At 69.5% G+C, this 17,198-nt stretch carries 17 protein-coding genes and 1 pseudogene; 11 read left to right on the forward strand and 7 right to left on the reverse strand.

The genetic code is table 11. The features are described 5' to 3' along the window. Positions 1–530 precede the first annotated feature (530 nt). Entirely contained in the window at positions 531–2,549 is a 2,019-nt protein-coding gene (locus Q0654_RS03930) for a proprotein convertase P-domain-containing protein (RefSeq protein WP_298850664.1), read from the reverse strand. 641 nt (positions 2,550–3,190) lie between these two features. On the opposite strand from Q0654_RS03930, the gene Q0654_RS03935 reads away from it, so the two are divergent. Then, positions 3,191–3,808, forward strand: a complete 618-nt coding sequence (locus Q0654_RS03935) for an OmpW family outer membrane protein (RefSeq protein ID WP_298850665.1) — start codon at positions 3,191–3,193, stop codon at positions 3,806–3,808. A 147-nt stretch (positions 3,809–3,955) separates the two neighbouring features. Here the strand turns inward: Q0654_RS03935 and xerC are convergent, their stop codons facing one another. The 5 genes and pseudogenes from xerC to Q0654_RS03960 form a co-directional block, all read right to left on the reverse strand. Continuing rightward, positions 3,956–4,897: a tyrosine recombinase XerC gene (gene xerC / locus Q0654_RS03940; RefSeq protein WP_298850666.1), complete on the reverse strand. Its 942-nt coding sequence runs from the start codon at positions 4,895–4,897 to the stop codon at positions 3,956–3,958. Then, positions 4,897–5,565 carry a DUF484 family protein gene (locus Q0654_RS03945; RefSeq protein WP_298850667.1) on the reverse strand — a complete coding sequence of 223 codons (669 nt, stop codon included), beginning with the start codon at positions 5,563–5,565 and terminating at the stop codon, positions 4,897–4,899. The genes xerC and Q0654_RS03945 overlap by 1 nt, the downstream gene beginning before the upstream one ends. After that, complete coding sequence (dapF, locus tag Q0654_RS03950; RefSeq protein ID WP_298850668.1) at positions 5,562–6,416, reverse strand: diaminopimelate epimerase; 855 nt, start codon at positions 6,414–6,416, stop codon at positions 5,562–5,564. Before dapF ends, Q0654_RS03945 begins: the two co-directional genes overlap by 4 nt. An 80-nt stretch (positions 6,417–6,496) precedes the next feature. Then, a pseudogene (locus tag Q0654_RS22355) lies at positions 6,497–6,592 on the reverse strand (lipoprotein); the annotation flags it as partial. Positions 6,593–6,819: 227 nt separating this feature from the next. Beyond that, positions 6,820–7,224 (reverse strand): GFA family protein, encoded by a 405-nt coding sequence (locus tag Q0654_RS03960; protein WP_298850671.1) that lies wholly within the window; start codon positions 7,222–7,224, stop codon positions 6,820–6,822. Positions 7,225–7,418: 194 nt separating this feature from the next. Here Q0654_RS03960 and Q0654_RS03965 point away from each other — a divergent pair, with 194 nt between their 5' ends. Then, positions 7,419–8,969: a PHB depolymerase family esterase gene (locus tag Q0654_RS03965; protein WP_298850672.1), complete on the forward strand. Its 1,551-nt coding sequence runs from the start codon at positions 7,419–7,421 to the stop codon at positions 8,967–8,969. 59 nt (positions 8,970–9,028) lie between these two features. On the opposite strand, the gene Q0654_RS03970 is transcribed toward Q0654_RS03965, so the two are convergent. Beyond that, positions 9,029–10,279 (reverse strand): threonine synthase, encoded by a 1,251-nt coding sequence (locus tag Q0654_RS03970; protein ID WP_298850673.1) that lies wholly within the window; start codon positions 10,277–10,279, stop codon positions 9,029–9,031. A gap of 196 nt (positions 10,280–10,475) precedes the next feature. Between Q0654_RS03970 and Q0654_RS03975 the strand changes: the two genes are divergently transcribed. From Q0654_RS03975 to flhB, 9 genes are all read left to right on the forward strand, one after another. Beyond that, the gene (locus Q0654_RS03975; protein WP_298850674.1) at positions 10,476–11,759 is read left to right on the forward strand and encodes an amidohydrolase; all 1,284 of its coding nucleotides are present in this window, start codon (positions 10,476–10,478) and stop codon (positions 11,757–11,759) included. A 155-nt stretch (positions 11,760–11,914) separates the two neighbouring features. Continuing rightward, entirely contained in the window at positions 11,915–12,448 is a 534-nt protein-coding gene (locus tag Q0654_RS03980) for a flagellar basal body-associated FliL family protein (RefSeq protein ID WP_298850675.1), read from the forward strand. A 10-nt stretch (positions 12,449–12,458) separates the two neighbouring features. Continuing rightward, positions 12,459–13,463, forward strand: a complete 1,005-nt coding sequence (gene fliM, locus Q0654_RS03985) for a flagellar motor switch protein FliM (RefSeq protein ID WP_298850676.1) — start codon at positions 12,459–12,461, stop codon at positions 13,461–13,463. Further along, positions 13,460–13,795: a flagellar motor switch protein FliN gene (gene fliN, locus Q0654_RS03990; protein ID WP_298850678.1), complete on the forward strand. Its 336-nt coding sequence runs from the start codon at positions 13,460–13,462 to the stop codon at positions 13,793–13,795. The genes fliM and fliN overlap by 4 nt, the downstream gene beginning before the upstream one ends. An 8-nt stretch (positions 13,796–13,803) precedes the next feature. Continuing rightward, the gene (gene fliO, locus Q0654_RS03995; protein WP_298850680.1) at positions 13,804–14,211 is read left to right on the forward strand and encodes a flagellar biosynthetic protein FliO; all 408 of its coding nucleotides are present in this window, start codon (positions 13,804–13,806) and stop codon (positions 14,209–14,211) included. A gap of 14 nt (positions 14,212–14,225) precedes the next feature. Beyond that, positions 14,226–14,984, forward strand: coding sequence for a flagellar type III secretion system pore protein FliP (gene fliP, locus Q0654_RS04000; RefSeq protein ID WP_298850734.1), 759 nt, complete (start codon positions 14,226–14,228; stop codon positions 14,982–14,984). After that, a complete protein-coding gene (locus Q0654_RS04005; protein ID WP_298850681.1) occupies positions 14,981–15,250 on the forward strand; it encodes a flagellar biosynthetic protein FliQ in 270 nt (89 codons plus the stop codon). Before fliP ends, Q0654_RS04005 begins: the two co-directional genes overlap by 4 nt. Positions 15,251–15,254: 4 nt before the next feature. Next, on the forward strand, positions 15,255–16,046 hold the full coding sequence (gene fliR / locus Q0654_RS04010) for a flagellar biosynthetic protein FliR (protein WP_298850683.1): 792 nt from the start codon (positions 15,255–15,257) through the stop codon (positions 16,044–16,046). Continuing rightward, on the forward strand, positions 16,046–17,197 hold the full coding sequence (flhB, locus tag Q0654_RS04015) for a flagellar biosynthesis protein FlhB (RefSeq protein WP_298850685.1): 1,152 nt from the start codon (positions 16,046–16,048) through the stop codon (positions 17,195–17,197). The genes fliR and flhB overlap by 1 nt, the downstream gene beginning before the upstream one ends. Position 17,198: the final 1 nt, after the last annotated feature.

Raw genomic sequence — 17,198 nt, forward strand, 5'->3', positions numbered from 1 at the left:
CTGACCCTATGGCGAGCCGGTCGCCATCCGGCAACCATAGGGCAGCGATGGCATGACCGCAAGCTGCACGAGCACGCCCCATCGCATGAGTGAAGAGCAAGCGATGGATCGCGCGCAAACCCTTGGCCTGCAAGGCGCGCGCGCGCCCCACACTGCGGAATTCCGTGAATCGGATGTGCAAGCAGCGCGAAGAACCCACTCGCTTGCGCGGCAGCGCAACAGCAAGGTCTGGCCAGAGCCAGAATCGATCGAGCGCTGTGATGGTGTTTACCCACCTCGGATGGGCGTATGGCTGGACACCCGAAGGCCCCGGCGCGGCAACCGAAGGGCTGGGCTGCGCGCCGGACTCCTGTCCGACGCGCATGCCGAGTCCGCCAGGGACGGTCTGAACAACTCCATCCGGGAGTTGCTCGAACGCCATGAGTCCGGCACATGTCCGTACTCACTCACGCTGGATCAAGCACTGGTGCGCTCGGTTCGCGGGCGCGCCATCCCTGGCGCGCCGGGAGCCCCGAGAAGTCAGAATTTGCCTAGAACTGCAGGCTCCAGCTGTTCAACCTGCCGGTATCACCCGCTGCGTTGTCATTGACGCGCAGCTTCCAGGTGCCGTTGGCGAGTTCGGAGGACGCGTTGACGGTGAAGGTCTGCACGATGTTGTCGGCGCTGCCGCCGCTGCGGTTGTGCAGCACGTAGACCGAGCCGTCGGGTGCGATCAGGTCCACCTTCAGGTCGCCCTTGTAGGTGTGGTTGATGTTGACCGCCACCTGCAGGGTGGACGGTGCGTTGCCGCTGCGGCCGCTGACCGTGATCGGGCTTTCGATGGTGCTGTTGTCGGCGATGTTGAACACGGTGGTGTTCTGGAAGAAGCTCGGCTGCGTCCCGCCGCCGCCCGTGCTGAAGCTGCCGGTCAGGCTCACGCCGGAAAACGCCGAGTAGCCCCGCACCATCACGTGGTAGGTGCCTGCCTGCGGCGCAGCGAAGCTGCAGGTCTCGGCATTGCCGCCCAGATAAGGCCGACAGTCGTAGGTGGTGGTGGTGGGCGCTGTGCCGAAGCGCACGTGCAGATCGGCATCACCGCTGCCGCCGCTCATCGCGAAGCTCAGGCTGCTGGCGCCCGCGGGCACGCTCAGGGTATAGCGCAGCTCGGTGCCGGCCGAGCCGGCAAGGCCAGTCACCGGAACCCCATTGCTGAGCGCGTTGGACGGCGGCGGAGGGGGCGGCGGCGTCGAGCCGCTGCGGTAGCCGGCGATCGAGGTCAAGCCGCTGGCGTTGGGATCCAGCCAGTCGCGCAGGCGCGTCGCCGCGCTGCCGCCGCCGGTCCAGGACACCGACAGGCGCCCGTAGTAGTCCGACAGGTTGTTGCCGCAGGCCGCCGAGCCTCCGTGCAGCTGACCGACCAGGCGCTTGTTCTGGTCCCACAGGCCCGAGCCGGAGCTGCCGCCTTCGGTGGTGCCCTGGTCCCAGTCGATGACCCGCCAGTGCGTGCTGCCGCTGCCGCCGCCATAGGCAGTGATACCCAGCGCCTGGTCTTCGACGGCGATCCGCTTCTCATGACCGGCCGGATGATGGATGCCGACCGCCGAACTCGGCGTGGCGCCGCTGGCATCCCAGCCGCTCCAGAACGGATTCGACGCGGTCGGCACATCCGCATTCAGCCGCAGCAGGGCGAAGTCGCTGGCCGCGTTGGTCGCGACCAGGCTGGCGCCCGACTGGGTGTGGGTGGCGATGGTCTTGGACAGCGGCGTACCCGAAGCGCTCGAACCCGGCGTGCGGCAGGTCGCGCTCTGGTAGTTCCAGTACACGACAACCGTCGACGCCACCGTGCCCGTGCTGAGGCAGTGGTTGGCGGTCAGGAAGTAGGGAATGGTCGTGCCGGCGGCATTGGCCACCAGGCTGCCGGTGCAGACGTAGGAGCCGCCGCTCTGGCTGAAGGTGTAGTGGCCGACAGAGTCGATCTGATCAGTCCAGCCGGCGCCGGCCGGGCAGGCGGTGTCGACGTTGCAGCTGCCGGACTTCTGCGCCGGCTCTGCCGACTCGAACAGGCCGCGGTAGCCGTGCGTCACCGATGCCAGCTCGACGCGCGCCTGCGCCCGCAGCGAGGTCGGCACGTGCAGCTCGATGCTGACCTTCTCGCCAGCGATGTAGGGCGCCCAGTAGCCCTCGCTGCCGCTCAGCGCCTCGGCGGTGATCTTGCGGACGTTGTCCTCGCCTTCGCCGCGCAGGATCAGGCTGGCGCCTTCGGGCAGCGCAAGGCGGCTGAAGTGGAAGTCCAGGGTGCGAGCACCGGGGGCGGCAATCGACCAGGTGAAGTGCGAGACGCCGTCCTTGCCCTCGACCCACGAGGACTTGGACAGCCCGCGCCCGTCGTAGCTGAAGCCCTTGACCGGTATCTGGATGCCGTAGCGGAATGGCCCGCCCACGGCCTTGGAATCCTCCATCGCCAGCTTGGCGAGGTCGGGTGCAGGCAGGACGTGCAGCTCGCCGCCGACTGCGACCATCGGCAGCACGCAGCACAGCGCGGCGCACAGGCGCCGGATCGAAGTACGCATTGGATCTCCCCGTTTCGAGTGGTGTGGCGCACTCCGGCGCCTTGGCTGGATTGGCAGGACGCATCCCTCGCCCTGCAGGCGTCGCGCGGAATCCCCCGACCCGTCGCGACTTGAACTCGAAGTGCGGCGACGCTAGCAGTGGCCTTGCCCACGCATGTTTGTGCTGGATCACATTCCCCGCATCCGGAGTGCCGCACTGCGAACCGGAGCGCGGGCCTGTTCCGCAACGAGTCACCCAGGATCGCGGGTCCGTCGGGCCTGGCGCATCGGTTCGAGGCGAGTCGCCGGCCTGTCCAGTAGGGTCAGCGCCCACGCCAACCTCCTTCGCAGCCGCCCCCGCGAAAGCCGGCCGCGCTGCCGTGCAGCGGCCCCGGATGCCCGGCCCTGGATCCCGGAGGCCCGCATTCGCGCGGATGACGAGTCCTGGCTTCCTCAAGTGCACGAGGTCCGCGAAGCCGGACTGGGAGGCGCTCCAATCGCAGTCGCGTTTCTGTTCACCCCCATAGCCAAAACCGCCATCGGCGAATCACCGGTCGCGCGCCCATGATCGCGAGGTTCGCGCTTGACAGTTATCAAGATGCGGAGTGTTGCGGCGGCACAGACTTGCCACCGCCGAACACATCCCCCCAGAGGACTGCCCCATGAAGAACTACATATTCCCCCTGCTTGGCGCCGCCGCACTTGCCGTCACCGCCCTGCCCGTCCATGCCGAGGAATGGTTCGTCCGGGTTGGCGCGGTGCAGGTGTCGCCGAAGTCCGACAACGGCACGCTCGCCGGCGGCGCACTCAAGACCGACATCGACAGCAACACCCAGCTGGGCCTGATCCTCGGCCGCCACCTGTCGCCAAACCTCGCCGTCGAGGTGCTGGCCGCCACGCCGTTCTCGCACACGGCCAAGCTGAATGGCGCCAAGGCGGTGGACTTCAAGCACCTGCCGCCGACAGTCAGCCTGCAGTGGTATTTCAACCCGGAGGGTCGGGTGAATCCGTTTGTCGGCGCGGGCCTGAACTACACCTTCGTGTACGACGAGAAGCCGGTTGCCGGCGGGCCGGTCGCCGGCGCCAAGATCGGCCTCGACAACAGCTTTGGCCTCGCCGCCCAAGCGGGCCTGGTGTTCAAGATGAGCGATGCGATCGACCTCGTGCTGGATGCGCGCTGGATCGACATCGATTCCGACGTCAAGGTCAACGGCAGCAAGGTGGGTACCGCGGTGGTCGATCCGCTGGTGGTCGGCCTGACCCTGGGCTACCGCTTCTGAGCACGATTCGCGGACGCCGCAGGTAAGCCGGCGGCACCGGTGCCCTGCGTTGCAGAGGCCGACCCTCGCCCTTGCGGGCGCGGGTCGGCCTTGGTCTTCTAGGGATTCGGGAGTATTCGAAAGCGGAGCCGCGAACCGTGCGCGAACTCACTCGCTGCCACGCACCCGCTTTGCACGAGGATGCGCCGCGTCATAGACGCGGGCGAGATGCTGGAAATCGAGGTGGGTGTAGATCTGGGTGGTGGCGATGTCGGCATGCCCCAGCAGCTCCTGCACGCCGCGCAGGTCCGCCGAGGACTCCAGCAGATGGCTTGCGCAGGAGTGCCGCAGCATGTGCGGATGCACGCGCTTCCACAGGCCCTGCTTCTGCGCGGCCAACTTGATGCGCTGCTGCACCGTACGCGGCGCGATGGCAGATCCGCCGCGACCGGTGAACACCGGCGACTCGGGCGCGGCGCCCTGCACGGCGAGCGCGCGTAGCGCTTCCACGGCGTGGCGGCCCACCGGCACCAGCCGCGTCTTGCGGCCCTTGCCGAGCACGCGCGCGCTGCCCTCGCTCAAGTCGAGATCCATCCAGCGCAGGCCGCACAGCTCGGACAGGCGCAGACCGGAGGAATAGAACAGCTCCAGCATGGCGCGATCGCGCAGGCTGAGCGGGTCCTCGCCCTGCAGTTCGACCAGGGCCTGCGCTTCGTCGGCGTCCAGCACCTGCGGCAGGCGACGCGGCGCCTTGGGGCCGCGCACGCCGGCGCTGGGGTCGCGCTCGATCCGACCGTGCTTCAGCAGGAAGCGGAACAGTCCGCGGCAGGCGGACAGTCGACGCTGCAGGCTCTTCGGCGACAGCCCGGCGCGATGCGCGGCGGCGAGGTACAGGCGCAGGGCTTCGGCATCCAGCGCGCCAAAGTCGTCGACGCCGCGCTGCGCGCACCAGGCCAGCAGGGTGTCGGCATCGGCACGGTAGGCCTCAAGCGTGTGCGGCGAAGCGCCGCGCTCCACCCGCAGCGCACCCAGCCAGTCCTCGACCGCCTGCCGCAGCGCAGGTGCCGGCGCACGCACCGCCTCGCCGGCTGCGGTCGGCGCGCGCGCCATCAGGCGGGATGCCTCGACAGCGCAGCGGCGAGCGCCTCGCCCATCATCCGCAGGAACAGGGTGCCCATGCCGGGATAGAAACGGTTCGGTTCGCGCGAACCGATCGCCAGCAGCCCGCGCGCGGGCAGCGGGATCAGCGCGCAGCTCTGCACCTGCGCCGACTGCGCGCCGAAGAGGAACTCCATCTTCTGCGGCGCCAGCCGCCCGCACAGCGGCTCGCCGCCGCGCAGGAACTCGGCGAACTGGGCCAGCTCCGGCGCCTGCGGCGGACGCTCGATCAGCCACTCGGCGGCCGGCAGCTCGAAGCTCTGGCCGATCAGCACCACCCGCAGCAGGTCGCTGTGGAAGTCCTCGATCAGGCTCGCCACCATCGCCTGCAGCGCGGCCAGCGGCGTCGATGCGCGCAGCAGGGCGAGGGTGAGCTGGTGGGTGCGCAGGGTCAGGCGCTCGTTCTCCTGCGCGGTGGCGTAGAGCTCCTGCAGTCGACGCGAGAGCTCGCGGTTCTTGTCGCGCAGCACGTCGAGCTGGTAGGCGGTCAGCGAGGCCGCGCCGCCGGACTCGCGCGGCACCGCCAGGCTGGCGGCGAGCTCCGGATGCAGCTGCAGGAACTCCGGATGCGCGCGCAGGTAGGCGGCCACGGCCTCCGGCGCCAGGGTCGTATCGCTCATTCGCAGAACACTCCTTCGAAAACGAACACGGCCGGCCCGCGCATGCGCACCGCATCGCCCGGGCCATTCCAATGGATCTGCAGACGCCCGCCGGGCAGATCGACCGCGACGCCGCGCGTCGCATCGACGCGGCCACGCGCGTGCAGCACGGCCACCGCGGCGCAGGCGCCGCTGCCGCAGGCCTGGGTTTCACCCACGCCGCGCTCGTACACGCGCAGGCGGATATGGCCTGCGTCGATCACTTCGGCGAAGCCGACATTGACGCTGTCGGGGAAGCGGCGATCGGCCTGCAGGGTCGCGCCGACGCCAGGCACCGGTGCGCTGGCGAGATCGGCCACTTCGATCAGCGCGTGCGGGTTGCCCATCGACACGCCGCGGTACTTGTAGACCTCGCCCTCGAACTCGAGCACGCCGTCGGGTGCGCCCACGCCGCGCGCCGGCAGGGCGCGCGCGCTGAAGTCAGGCACGCCGAGACTCACTTCGATGTCGTCCAGCGCGTGCACCTGCACCTCGACCGCACCGCTGGGGCTGTCCATGCGGAAGGTCGATGCGTCAACCAGACCGGCGCGCAGCGCCCAGGCCGCGACGCAGCGCGCGCCGTTGCCGCACTGGCCCGCGGCGCTGCCGTCGGTGTTCCAGATGCCGTAGTAGAGGGCCGAGCCCTCGCTGCGCGCGGGTTCGACGCTGAGCAGCTGGTCGAAGCCGACGCCGGTGCGGCGCTCGGCGATCCAGCGCATGGCCTCGGGCGAGAGCTCGGGCGGACCCGCGCGCGCATCCAGCACGACGAAGTCGTTGCCGGCGCCGTGCATCTTGGTGAAGCGCAGGCCGCGCAGGGCGGCGTGCGGGTTCATCGCCCGGCTCCGTCCTTGCCGGCATCCGCGTCTGCGGGCTTGGCCTGTTCGGCCGGCGCGGGCATCGGCGGCGGCGCGTCTTCGGGCAGCACCAGCGGGCCGCGGTTGCCGCAGGCGGCAAGAAGCAGGGAAGCGCAGAGGGCGCAGGTCAGGGCGAGCAGGCGGGGTCGGTTCATGCTCCGGGAGTATAGGCGCGCCATGGGCTGCACGCTCTCAAGAAACAGAACGCTTGCGACCCCACGAATCGTCGCCCCCGCGAAAGCGGGGGCCCAGTTCCGGTCCGCCCCAGTCGCAAGACCACTGGATCCCCGTCCCCGCCTTCGCGAGGACAGGCTCTTCGCGGGGATGACGGAACGATGATTCTTCGACAACACCTGAACCGCGACGCCGCGCTGGGAAGCTCTCAGGGCTCGCGGCTCAGGTGGGCAATGCTGCCAGCCTGGCCTTCCCAGTCTTCGCGGCCATTGAAGGGCGTGGCGCGGACCGAGGCGATCGTCGCCGGGTCGAGGCAGCGCACGTTGACGTCGAAACCATCAGGGTTCGAGCGCGGCACGTACCAGCTCTTGATGCCGCAGATGGCGCAGAAGAAATGCCGGGCGGTGCCGGTGCCGAAGCTGTACTCGGTCATCGCCGCGGGGTCGCTCAGCAGGCGGAAGCGGCTGGCCGGCACGATCAGGTGCAGGAACCCGGTCATCGCGCACAGCGAGCAGTTGCAGTCGACCGCTTCGATGTCGGCGGGCGCGTCCACCTCGAAGCGCACGGCGCCGCAGTGGCAGCCGCCGGTGTGGGTGATCAGTGCCTCGCTCATCCTGCGCCTCTCTGTTGGCCAAGCCGCGACTGTACTGCTGCAGTGCAGCTTGCCCCAAGGGCCAATGGTCGCGCTTCGCCGCGCATGCCCTACTGCCGCCGGGACGAGCGTCCGCACCACGTGCGGACATCGGGCGTCGGAGACGCCGCTGGCACTGCTGCACGGAAACGGCAGGCCAAGGGAGGGGAAAGACAATGAAGCGCTTGATCAAGTGGGCGGGCTGCGCCGCCCTGCTGGCGAGTCCGGCTGCGCCAGCGCAAACGCTGAGCGAAGTCACCGGCTTCGGCAGCAACCCGGGAAACCTGAGAATGTTCAAGGTGGTTCCCAGCGGGTTGGCGGCCAACCGGCCGCTGGTGGTGGCCCTGCACGGCTGCGCCCAGAGTGCGGCGGCCTACGCCGCCGAAACCGGCTGGGTGGCGCTGGCCAACCGCTGGCAGTTCGCCCTGCTGCTGCCGCAGCAGCAGAGCGGCAACAACAGCAACGCCTGCTTCAACTGGTTCGAGAACGTCGACATCAGCCGCGGCAGCGGCGAGGCGCTGTCGATCCGGCAGATGGTGGCGCGCATGGCCAGCGATCACGGCCACGACCCGGCGCGGGTCTACGTCACGGGGCTGTCGGCCGGCGGCGCGATGACCTCGGTGATGCTGGCGACCTATCCCGAGGTGTTCGCCGGCGGCGCGATCATGGCCGGCCTGCCCTATCGCTGCGGCATCGGGACCAGCGCGGCGTTCTCGTGCATGAACCCGGGCACCAACCTGACGCCCGCGCAGTGGGGGGATCGGGTGCGTGCAGCCAGCACGCACACCGGGCCATGGCCGATCGTCTCGATCTGGCACGGCGACGCCGACTTCGTGGTGCGGCCGGTCAACCTGACCGAAGCCATGGAGCAGTGGACGAACGTGCACGGCGTCGATCAGGTCGCCGAGGTGCAGGACACCCTGCTCGGCTATCCGCGCCGGCAATACCGCGATGCCAGCGGCCGCACCGTGGTGGAAACCCTGAGCATCACCGGCATGGGCCACGGCACGGCGGTCGATCCCGGCACGGGCGAGGCGCAGTGCGGTACCGCCGGCGCGTACATCCTCGATGCCAACATCTGCAGCAGCTACTGGGTCGGGCGCTTCTGGGGCCTCGACGGCGGCAGCAGCGGCGGAGGCGGTGATCCGCCCCCACCGCCGCCTCCACCGCCGCCGACCGGCAACCCGGTGCTGAGCCTCGCCAGCGTGGCGATCGAGGATGGATACACGAAGGCCAATACACTGGGCAGCAGCGCCGAGGTCGGCACCCTGGAATCCCTGTACGGACTGGCCATCGGCCGTGGCTCGGACTCGAAGTTCAACCGCGCACTGCTGAGCTTCGATACCTCGCAGCTGCCCGCGGGCGCCGAGATCGTCTCGGTGCGGCTGAGCCTCACCCACCGCGGCGCCTCGGGCGACCCCTGGGCCAACCCGGCCGGCAATCGCCTGCTGATCGATCTGCGCCAGGGCTGCTTCGGCGGCGACTGCGCGCTCATCGCCAGCGACCACGGTGCCGCCAGCACCCTCGACGCGGTCGCCGAAGTGCCGCGCTTCACCAGCGGCGCCCAGGACAGCGCGGCGTTCTCGACGGCCGCACTGGCGAGCATCAACCGCAGCGGCCGCACCCAGCTGCGGCTGCGCTTCGAGGGCAACCAGAGCAGCACGCGCTACCTCTGGGTGGGCAGCGGCACGCAGGCGACGCTGAAGATCGAGTACCGCCTGCCCTGAGGAGGCGCGTCCAGCGCACCCCGCCGACCGCAGCGCTTCGGCGCCCGCGGTCGGCGGGGTCAATCCAGCACGTGCCGCAGCTCGGACAGGTACTTCTCCGCGGAGCCGGTATTGACGATCACCACGCGCTCGCCGCGCTCCAGCAGGCCACGATCCAGCAGCTGCGGAATCGCCGCCGCACAGGCCGCGCCCTCGGGGCTGATCCACAGATGATCGCGCCGCCAGATCCGCTGCAGCTCGGCGGCCGTGTCGGCTTCGCTGACCGCAAGCGCCGCACCGTTCGAGGCGCGGATGATCTCCAGCACGCGGAAGTGGCCGACGCCGCCCGGCACGTTCAGGCCGGTCGACAGGGTGTGGCCAGCCTCGACCGGCGTGGTGTCCAGCGCGCCCGCCTCGAAGGCGCGCACCAGCGGCGGCGTGACCTCACTCTGAACGCAGTACATGCGCGGACGTCGGCTGTCGATCACGCCCAGCGCTTCCAGCTCGGCCCAGGCCTTCCACATGCCGAGCACGCCGGTGCCGCCACCGGTGGGATAGATCACCGCATCCGGCAGCTGCCAGCGGGTGTCTCCGTAAAGCGGCTCGGCCAGCTCCAGACCGAGGCTCTTCTTGCCCTCGATGCGCCAGCCCGGCTCCTGGAAGGTCGCGACCAGAAAGAATCCCCGTGGAACGATCTCGGCCTTGAGGAACGCACCGGCCTCGCGGATCGTCGGCCCGACCAGGCTCAGATGCACGCGGCCCGGATGCTTCACCGCCGCCGCAGCCACGCTGCCGAGGATCGGCAGCGGCGTGTCCGGCGGCATCGCCACATGCACCTCAATGCCCGCTTCCAGCGCGTAGCGGACCAGCGAGTCGCCGGCATTGCCCTGGGTCGGCACCGCGAGCCGGGTCAGGCCCAGCCGCCGCGCCTGCGCCACCACCATGGCCATGCCGCGGTCCTTGAAGCTCTGGGTCGGGTTGGCGCCATGGCCCGGCACCGCGCGACCTTCTTCCTTGAGCTGCAGCCTGAGGCCCGCGGCGTCGGCCGCGGGATGTGCCAAGGGCAGCCTGGGCGTCGCGCCTTCGCCCAGGCTGAGGATGTGGCGGGCGTCGGCGGGGTCGTTGATGTCCAGCGCCATCAGCCCGCCGAAGCGCCACATATCGCGGCGCTGCGGGCGATACCAGGCGAGACCCGGCTGCTCGAAGGCCAGCCGTTCCAGATCCAGCACCATCTCGACTGGCCGGCCGTCGACCGGGTCGAGGTTCATGGGCACATTGGCGGAGTACTCGCGGCCGGAGGCGAGGCCGCGCAGGCAGCGGACGTAGGACATTGGAGAGCCGGGATACGGGATTCGGGATTCGAAGCCGGTAGTGTGCAGGGTGCGGCTCACCCGGGATCGAGAGCGGGATGCCGCTTGCTCATCCTATGGGCCGGATAGTCGCAAGCTGGGCTTGAGATCCCATGAGCTCGCGTGGCGCACTCTGCGCACGCACCAGCCTCCACTGACGCCCGAAAGGAAACACCCCATGCGCCTGCTGCCCGCCCTCGCCCTCGTCCTGTTGCTCTCGTCCCCGGCGCACGCAGCCTTCGATGTCGAAGCCCTGTCCACGGCGGTGGACGCCAAGGTCGTCGAGTGGCGTCGCGACATCCATCAGCATCCGGAACTCGGCAACCGCGAGTTCCGCACCTCGGCCAAGGTCGCCGAGCATCTGCGCGCGCTCGGCATCGAGGTGCGCACGGGCATCGCGCATACCGGCGTGGTCGGCCTGCTGCGCGGCGGCAGGCCGGGGCCGAAGGTCGCCCTGCGCGCCGATATGGATGCCCTGCCCGTGACCGAGGCCACCGGCCTGCCCTTCGCCAGCACGGTCACCACCGAGTACAACGGCCAGACCACCGGCGTGATGCACGCCTGTGGGCACGATGCCCACGTCGCCATCCTGATGGGCGTGGCGGAAGCGCTGGCCAGCGTGCGCGAGGAGCTGCCGGGCGAGGTGCTGTTCCTGTTCCAGCCGGCCGAGGAAGGGCCGCCACCCGGCGAGACCGGCGGTGCGAAGCAGATGCTGGCCGAGGGCGTGTTCGACGACTTCCAGCCGGAAGCCGTGTTCGGCCTGCACGTGTGGGCGCAGCTGCCGGTCGGCACGGTGGGCTTCCGCGGCGGGCCGATGATGGCCAGCGCCGACCGGTGGGTGCTGAAGGTGCGCGGCAAGCAGACCCACGCCTCGCGGCCCTGGGGCGGCGTCGATCCGATCACCATCGCCGCGCAGGCCCTGATCGCCAGCCAGAGCATCATCGCCCGCCAGATCGACATCACCAGCTCGCCAGTGGTGCTCACCGCTGGCGCGGTGCGCGGCGGCATCCGCTTCAACATCATTCCCGAGACGGCGGAGATGGAAGGCACCCTGCGCACCTTCGACATGGACGTGCGCGCGGACGTGATCGCGCGCTTCGAGCGCACTGCGAAGGCCATCGCCGATGCCGCAGGCGGCGAGGCGGAACTCATCGTCGAGAACACCGCCCCTGTGACCGCGAACGCGCTGGCGCTGACCCAGCGCGTGCGGCCCTGGCTGCGCGAGCTGATGGGCGCCGAGCAGGTGAAGGAGATGCCGCTGCAGACGGTGGCCGAGGACTTCTCCGAGTTCGCCAACCGCGCGCCGGGCTTCCTGTTCTTCGTCGGCAGCACCGGCCCGGAGATCCACCCGGCGCGCGCGCCCAACAATCATTCGCCCGAGTTCCTGCTGCACGAGGACGCGCTGAAGCACGGCACGCGGGCGATGCTGACGCTGGCGCTGGGCGTGCTGGAGGGGCGCTGACACGCACAGTCAGGGCAGTCGGACAGAAGCGCCGGTTTTTTGGCGCACGGTGTCGCCGGTAGATTGACTCCCCAGCCGGCAGGCCTGCGCAGAGCCCTCCAAGGGCGCGGCACGCGGCTTGCAGCCCGGGCGACCAGACCTCTCTGGAGACGCCCATGGCTGCCAAGCCTTCCGCCAAGCCCGCCGCCGCACCCGCAGCGGCCGCCGAAGCCCCCAAGAAGGGCTTCCCCGTCATGCTGGTGCTGATCGTGCTGCTGGCGGGGCTGGGTGCGGGCGGGGCGGCGGCGTTCTTCCTGCTGCCCAAGCCGGCAGGCGAGGCCGCAGCAGGCGCACCGGCAAAGCCGGCGCGCAAGCCCGTCGATGCCGGCGCCCCTGCGCAGTACGTGCCGCTGCAGCCGGCCTTCGTGGTCAACCTCGCCGACGAGGGCAGCACGCGCTACCTGCAGACCGAGGTGCAGCTGAGCTCTCGCGATCCGCAGGTGATCGCCGATATCGGCACCCACAGCCCGGCGATCCGCAACGCCCTGCTGATGCTGTTCGCCCGCAAGACCCAGGCGGAGCTGCGCTCGGTCGAGGGCCGCGAGCAGCTGCAGAAGGACGCACTCGCCGAGGTCAACCGCGTGCTGAAGGCGGAGACCGGCTACGAGGGCGTCGACGCGCTGTTCTTCACCAGCTTCGTGACCCAGTAAGCGCAAGCCCGTGAACAGGGACATCCTCAGCCAGGACGAGATCGATGCCCTGCTGCACGGCGTCGATGCCGGCGTGGTCTCGACCGAGCCGGAGTTCGCGCCGGGCGAGGCGCGTCCCTACGACTTCGCCACCCAGGACCGCATCGTCCGCGGGCGCATGCCCACCCTGGAGATGGTCAACGAGCGCTTCGCGCGGCTGATCCGCATCGGCATCTTCAACCTGCTGCGGCGCTCGCCCGAGATCTCGGTGCGCGGCATCGAGATGCTGAAGTTCGCCGAGTACACCCACGGCCTGTTCGTGCCGACCAACATCAACCTGGTCAAGGTCAAGCCGCTGCGCGGCACCGCGCTGGTGATCTTCGAGCCCAAGCTGGTGTTCGCGGTGGTCGACACCTTCTTTGGCGGCGGCGGGCGCTTCCACGCCAAGATTGAAGGCCGCGAGTTCACCGCCACCGAGATGCGGGTGATCCAGCTGCTGCTGGAGCAGGTCTTCCGCGACCTCACCGAATCCTGGGCGCCGGTGCTGAAGCTCGATTTCGAGTACGTCAACTCCGAGGTCAACCCGCACTTCGCGAACATCCTTACGCCGCGCGAGTACATCGTGGTCTCGCGCTTCTCGGTCGAGCTCGAGGGCGTGGTGGCGGACATCCACATCAGCTACCCCTACGGCATGCTGGAACCGCTGCGCGAGCAGCTCGACGCCGGCCTGCAGAGCGATCGCGCCGAGCGCGACGAGCGCTGGGTCACCGAGATGCGCGCGCAAATCAACGACACCGAGGTCGAGATCAGCAGCATCCTGACCCGCAAGACCCTGGCCCTACGCGACCTGCTGAACCTGAAGCCCGGCGACATCCTGCCGATCGAGATGCCGAAGCAGCTCGACCTGCTGGTCGAGAACGTGCCGGTGTTCCGCGGCGAGTACGGCGCCCACGGCGGCAAGCGCGCGGTGAAGATCACCGAGGTGCGCCAGCCCAGCATTCCCCTGAACTCCGCCCTGCAGAGGCCACAGCCATGAGCGGCAATTCCGACATCCTGGGCGCCAGCCCGGCCCAGTTCGGCGCCCTGTCGCCGGACGGCACCGGCGGCGAACTCAACCTCGACGTGCTGCTCGACGTTCCGGTCACCCTGCAGCTCGAGGTCGGCCGCGCGCGCGTGCCGATCCGCAACCTGCTGCAGCTGAACCCGGGCTCGGTGATCGAACTCGAACGCGGTGCCGCCGAGCCGCTGGACGTCTACGTGAACGGCACCCTGATCGCCCACGGCGAAGTGGTGGTGGTGAACGATCGCTTCGGCGTGCGCCTGACCGACGTGGTCAGCCCGGCCGAGCGCCTGCGCCGGCTGCGCTGAGTCCGCCCATGCCGCTCAACGCACTCATCGGCAGCCTCGGCGCGAACGCCGCGACGCCGGCGTCCAGCCTGCCCGCGGCCTCGCCCGTGGCCAGCCTCGGCACGCTCGCCGGGATGTTCGGCTCGCTGCTGCTGGTGATCGGCCTGATCCTGGTCTGCGCCTGGCTGCTGAAGCGCATGGGCAGCCTGCAGTCGGGTGGCAGCGGCCTGCTCAAGGTGCGCGCCAGCCTTGGCGTCGGGATGAAGGAGCGCGTGGTGCTGGTCGAGGCCGCTGGCGAAACCCTGCTGCTCGGCGTCAGCCCCGGCGGCGTCACCTGCCTGCACCGCTTCGAGGCACCGCTGCCGGCGGAAGCCACCCAGCCGGCCGGCTTCGCCCAGCTGCTGCACAAGCAGCTCGGCCTCGGGCCGCGCACATGAGCGCGAATACGCTGATGCAGCTGCTGCGCGCGCTGCTGGCCGTACTGGCAATCGTCCTCGCTGGCGACGCTCTGGCCGCGCCGGCTGCGATCTCGCTGCCGCCGATGCCCGATGTCACCGTCGCCACCGTCGGCACCCAGACGGTCAGCCTGCCGCTGCAGATTTTGGCGCTGATGACGGTCATCACCCTGCTGCCCGGCATGCTGCTGGCGATGACCGCATTCACCCGCATCATCGTGGTGCTGGCGATGCTGCGACAGGCCCTGGGCACCGGTCAGACACCGTCCAATCAGATCCTGCTGGCGCTGGCGCTGTTCGTGACCGCACTGGTGATGGCGCCGGTCATCGACGCCTCCTGGGCGCAGGGCATCCGCCCCTATCTCGACGGCCAGCTGGAGTTCGAGGCCGCGCTCACCGCAACGCTTGGGCCGATCCGCGAGTTCATGTTCGCGCAGATCCGCGAGGCCGACCTGATGCTGTTCGCCGGCATGAGCGGCAGCACCGGCTATGCCTCGCCCGATGAAGTGCCCTTCACCGTGCTGATGGCGAGCTTTCTCACCAGCGAGCTCAAGACCGCCTTCCAGATCGGCTTCTTCCTGTTCGTGCCCTTCGTGATCATCGACCTGGTGATCGCCAGCGTGCTGATGTCGATGGGCATGATGATGCTGTCACCGATGCTGATCTCGGCGCCCTTCAAGATCCTGCTGTTCGTGCTGGTCGACGGCTGGTCGCTGGTGGTCGGCACGCTCGCCGCCTCGTTCGTGACCACATGACCGCCGACACCGTCATGTCCGAACTGCAGGCCGCGCTGAGCATGGGCCTGCTGATCGCCACCCCGATGCTGGGCATCGCCCTGCTGATCGGCGTCGTGATCGGCCTGCTGCAGGCCGCCACCCAGGTCAACGAGCCGAGCATCGCCTTCATTGGCAAGATCTTCTCGCTGGCGGCGGTGCTGGCGATCGGCGGCGGCTGGATGTTGAACCAGCTGGTGCAGTTCACCATCGGGCTCTACCAGCGCATCCCTTCGATGCTCGGCTGACCGCATGGACGGCGCCACCGCCATCAGCCTTGAGGGCCTGAATCTGCTGGCCTACGGGCAGCAGGTGATCTGGCTGTCCCTGCGCATCGGCGGCCTGCTGCTGCTCTCGCCCTTCCTCGGCACCCAGGCGGTGCCGCGACGCATCCGCCTGATCCTCGCGCTGGCGCTGTCGGCGGCGATCGCGCCGCTGGTGCCGGCGCCGGCGATCCAGGCCGGCATCAATGCCGAGACCGTGCTGGCGGTGGCGCGCGAGCTCGCCATCGGCGCCTCGCTGGGCTTCCTGATGCGGCTGGCGCTGGAAGCCGTGGCCATGGCCGGCGAACTGGTCGCCCAGGGCATGGGCCTGTCCTTCGCGCAGATGATCGACCCCATGCGTGGCGTGCAGAGCGGCGTCGTCGCGCAGTGGTTCACCGTGGTCGCCGGCCTGACCTTCTTCGCCGTCGACGCGCACCTGGCCCTGCTCGGCGTGCTGTTCGAGAGCTACAGCGTACTGCCCGCCGGCGCCACGCCGGCCTCGATGTACCTGCTGCTCGATGCCATCCCATCGTTCGCCGGCATCATCTTCCTGGCTGGTGTCAGCCTGGCCCTGCCGGTGATGATCGCGATGATCACGGTCAACATCGCCTTTGGCGTGATGGCGCGCACCGCGCCCTCGCTCAACCCGATCCAGATCGGCCTGCCCTCGGCCCTGCTGGTCGGCTTCGTACTGATGATCGCGCTGGTGCCGCATCTGCTGGAACCGCTGCGCGCCCTGTTCGGCCAGGCCCTGGCCGTCGCCGCCGCCGTGGTGCAGTGATGGCCGGCGAAGACGACGGTCAGGACAAGACCGAAGAACCCACCCAAAAACGACTTCTCGACGCCCGCAAGGAAGGCCAGGTGCCGCGCTCGCGCGAGCTCGGCGGCGCCGCCATGCTCGGCATCAGCGTGCTCGTGCTGCTGACCACGGGCGCACACCTGACGGAACAGGCAGGCAGCTGGCTGCGGCATGCGCTGACGCCCTCGCGCGAGCAGCTGCTGCGCGGCGATCCGATTGCGCACGTCGGTGAGCTGCTGTTCGGCCTGTTCTGGCCGGCACTGCCGCTGATGCTGGCGGGTGCCCTGGCCGGCGCGCTGGCGCCGCTGGTGCTGGGCGGCTTCAATTTCAGCGCGAAGGCGCTGGCGCCAAAGTTCAGCAAGTTGAACCCCATCGAGGGCATCAAGCGGGTGTTCGGCGCCGAGGGCCTGCTGGAAACCGGCAAGGCCATCCTGCGCGTCGCTCTGATCCTGCTGGTCGGCGTCTGGGTGCTGAACTCGCAGATGCCCGAGCTGCTGAGCCTGCTCAACGAGCCGCTGCCGCGGGCCGCCGCCCACGGCGGACGCATGGCCCTGACCCTGCTCGCCGCGCTGACCGGCGCGCTGATCTTCGTCGCCATCATCGATGCGCCGCTGCAGCTGTGGAACCACACGCGCAAGCTGAAGATGACCCGCAAGCAGCTGATGGACGAGTTCAAGGAAACCGAGGGCAGCCCCGAGCTCAAGGCCCGCGTGCGCCGCGTGCAGCAGGAGATCGCCAACCGCCGGATGATGGAAGCCGTGCCGACAGCGGATGCCATCCTGGTCAACCCGACCCACTACGCCGTGGCCATCGTCTACGACGGCCAGAAGATGCGCGCACCCAAGGTGGTGGCCAAGGGCGTCGATCTGATCGCGCTGACCATCCGCGAGCTCGGCGAAAAGCACAAGGTGCCGATCGTCGAGGCGCCGCCTCTGGCACGCGCCTTGTATCGGGAGTGCGAGCTCGACCAGGAAATCCCGGTGCGCCTGTATGCCGCAGTGGCCCAGGTGCTCGGCTTCGTCTACCAGCTGAAGCACTGGCGCCGCCACGGCGGCGCGCGACCGCCGGAGCCGAAGATCGAGGTCGAGGAAACACCCGAACCCACGCCGCCCACCACCGACAAGGACGCATGAT

Origin of the sequence: uncultured Aquimonas sp., assembly GCF_937888285.1 — a bacterium.
GTDB lineage: Bacteria > Pseudomonadota > Gammaproteobacteria > Xanthomonadales > Xanthomonadaceae > Aquimonas.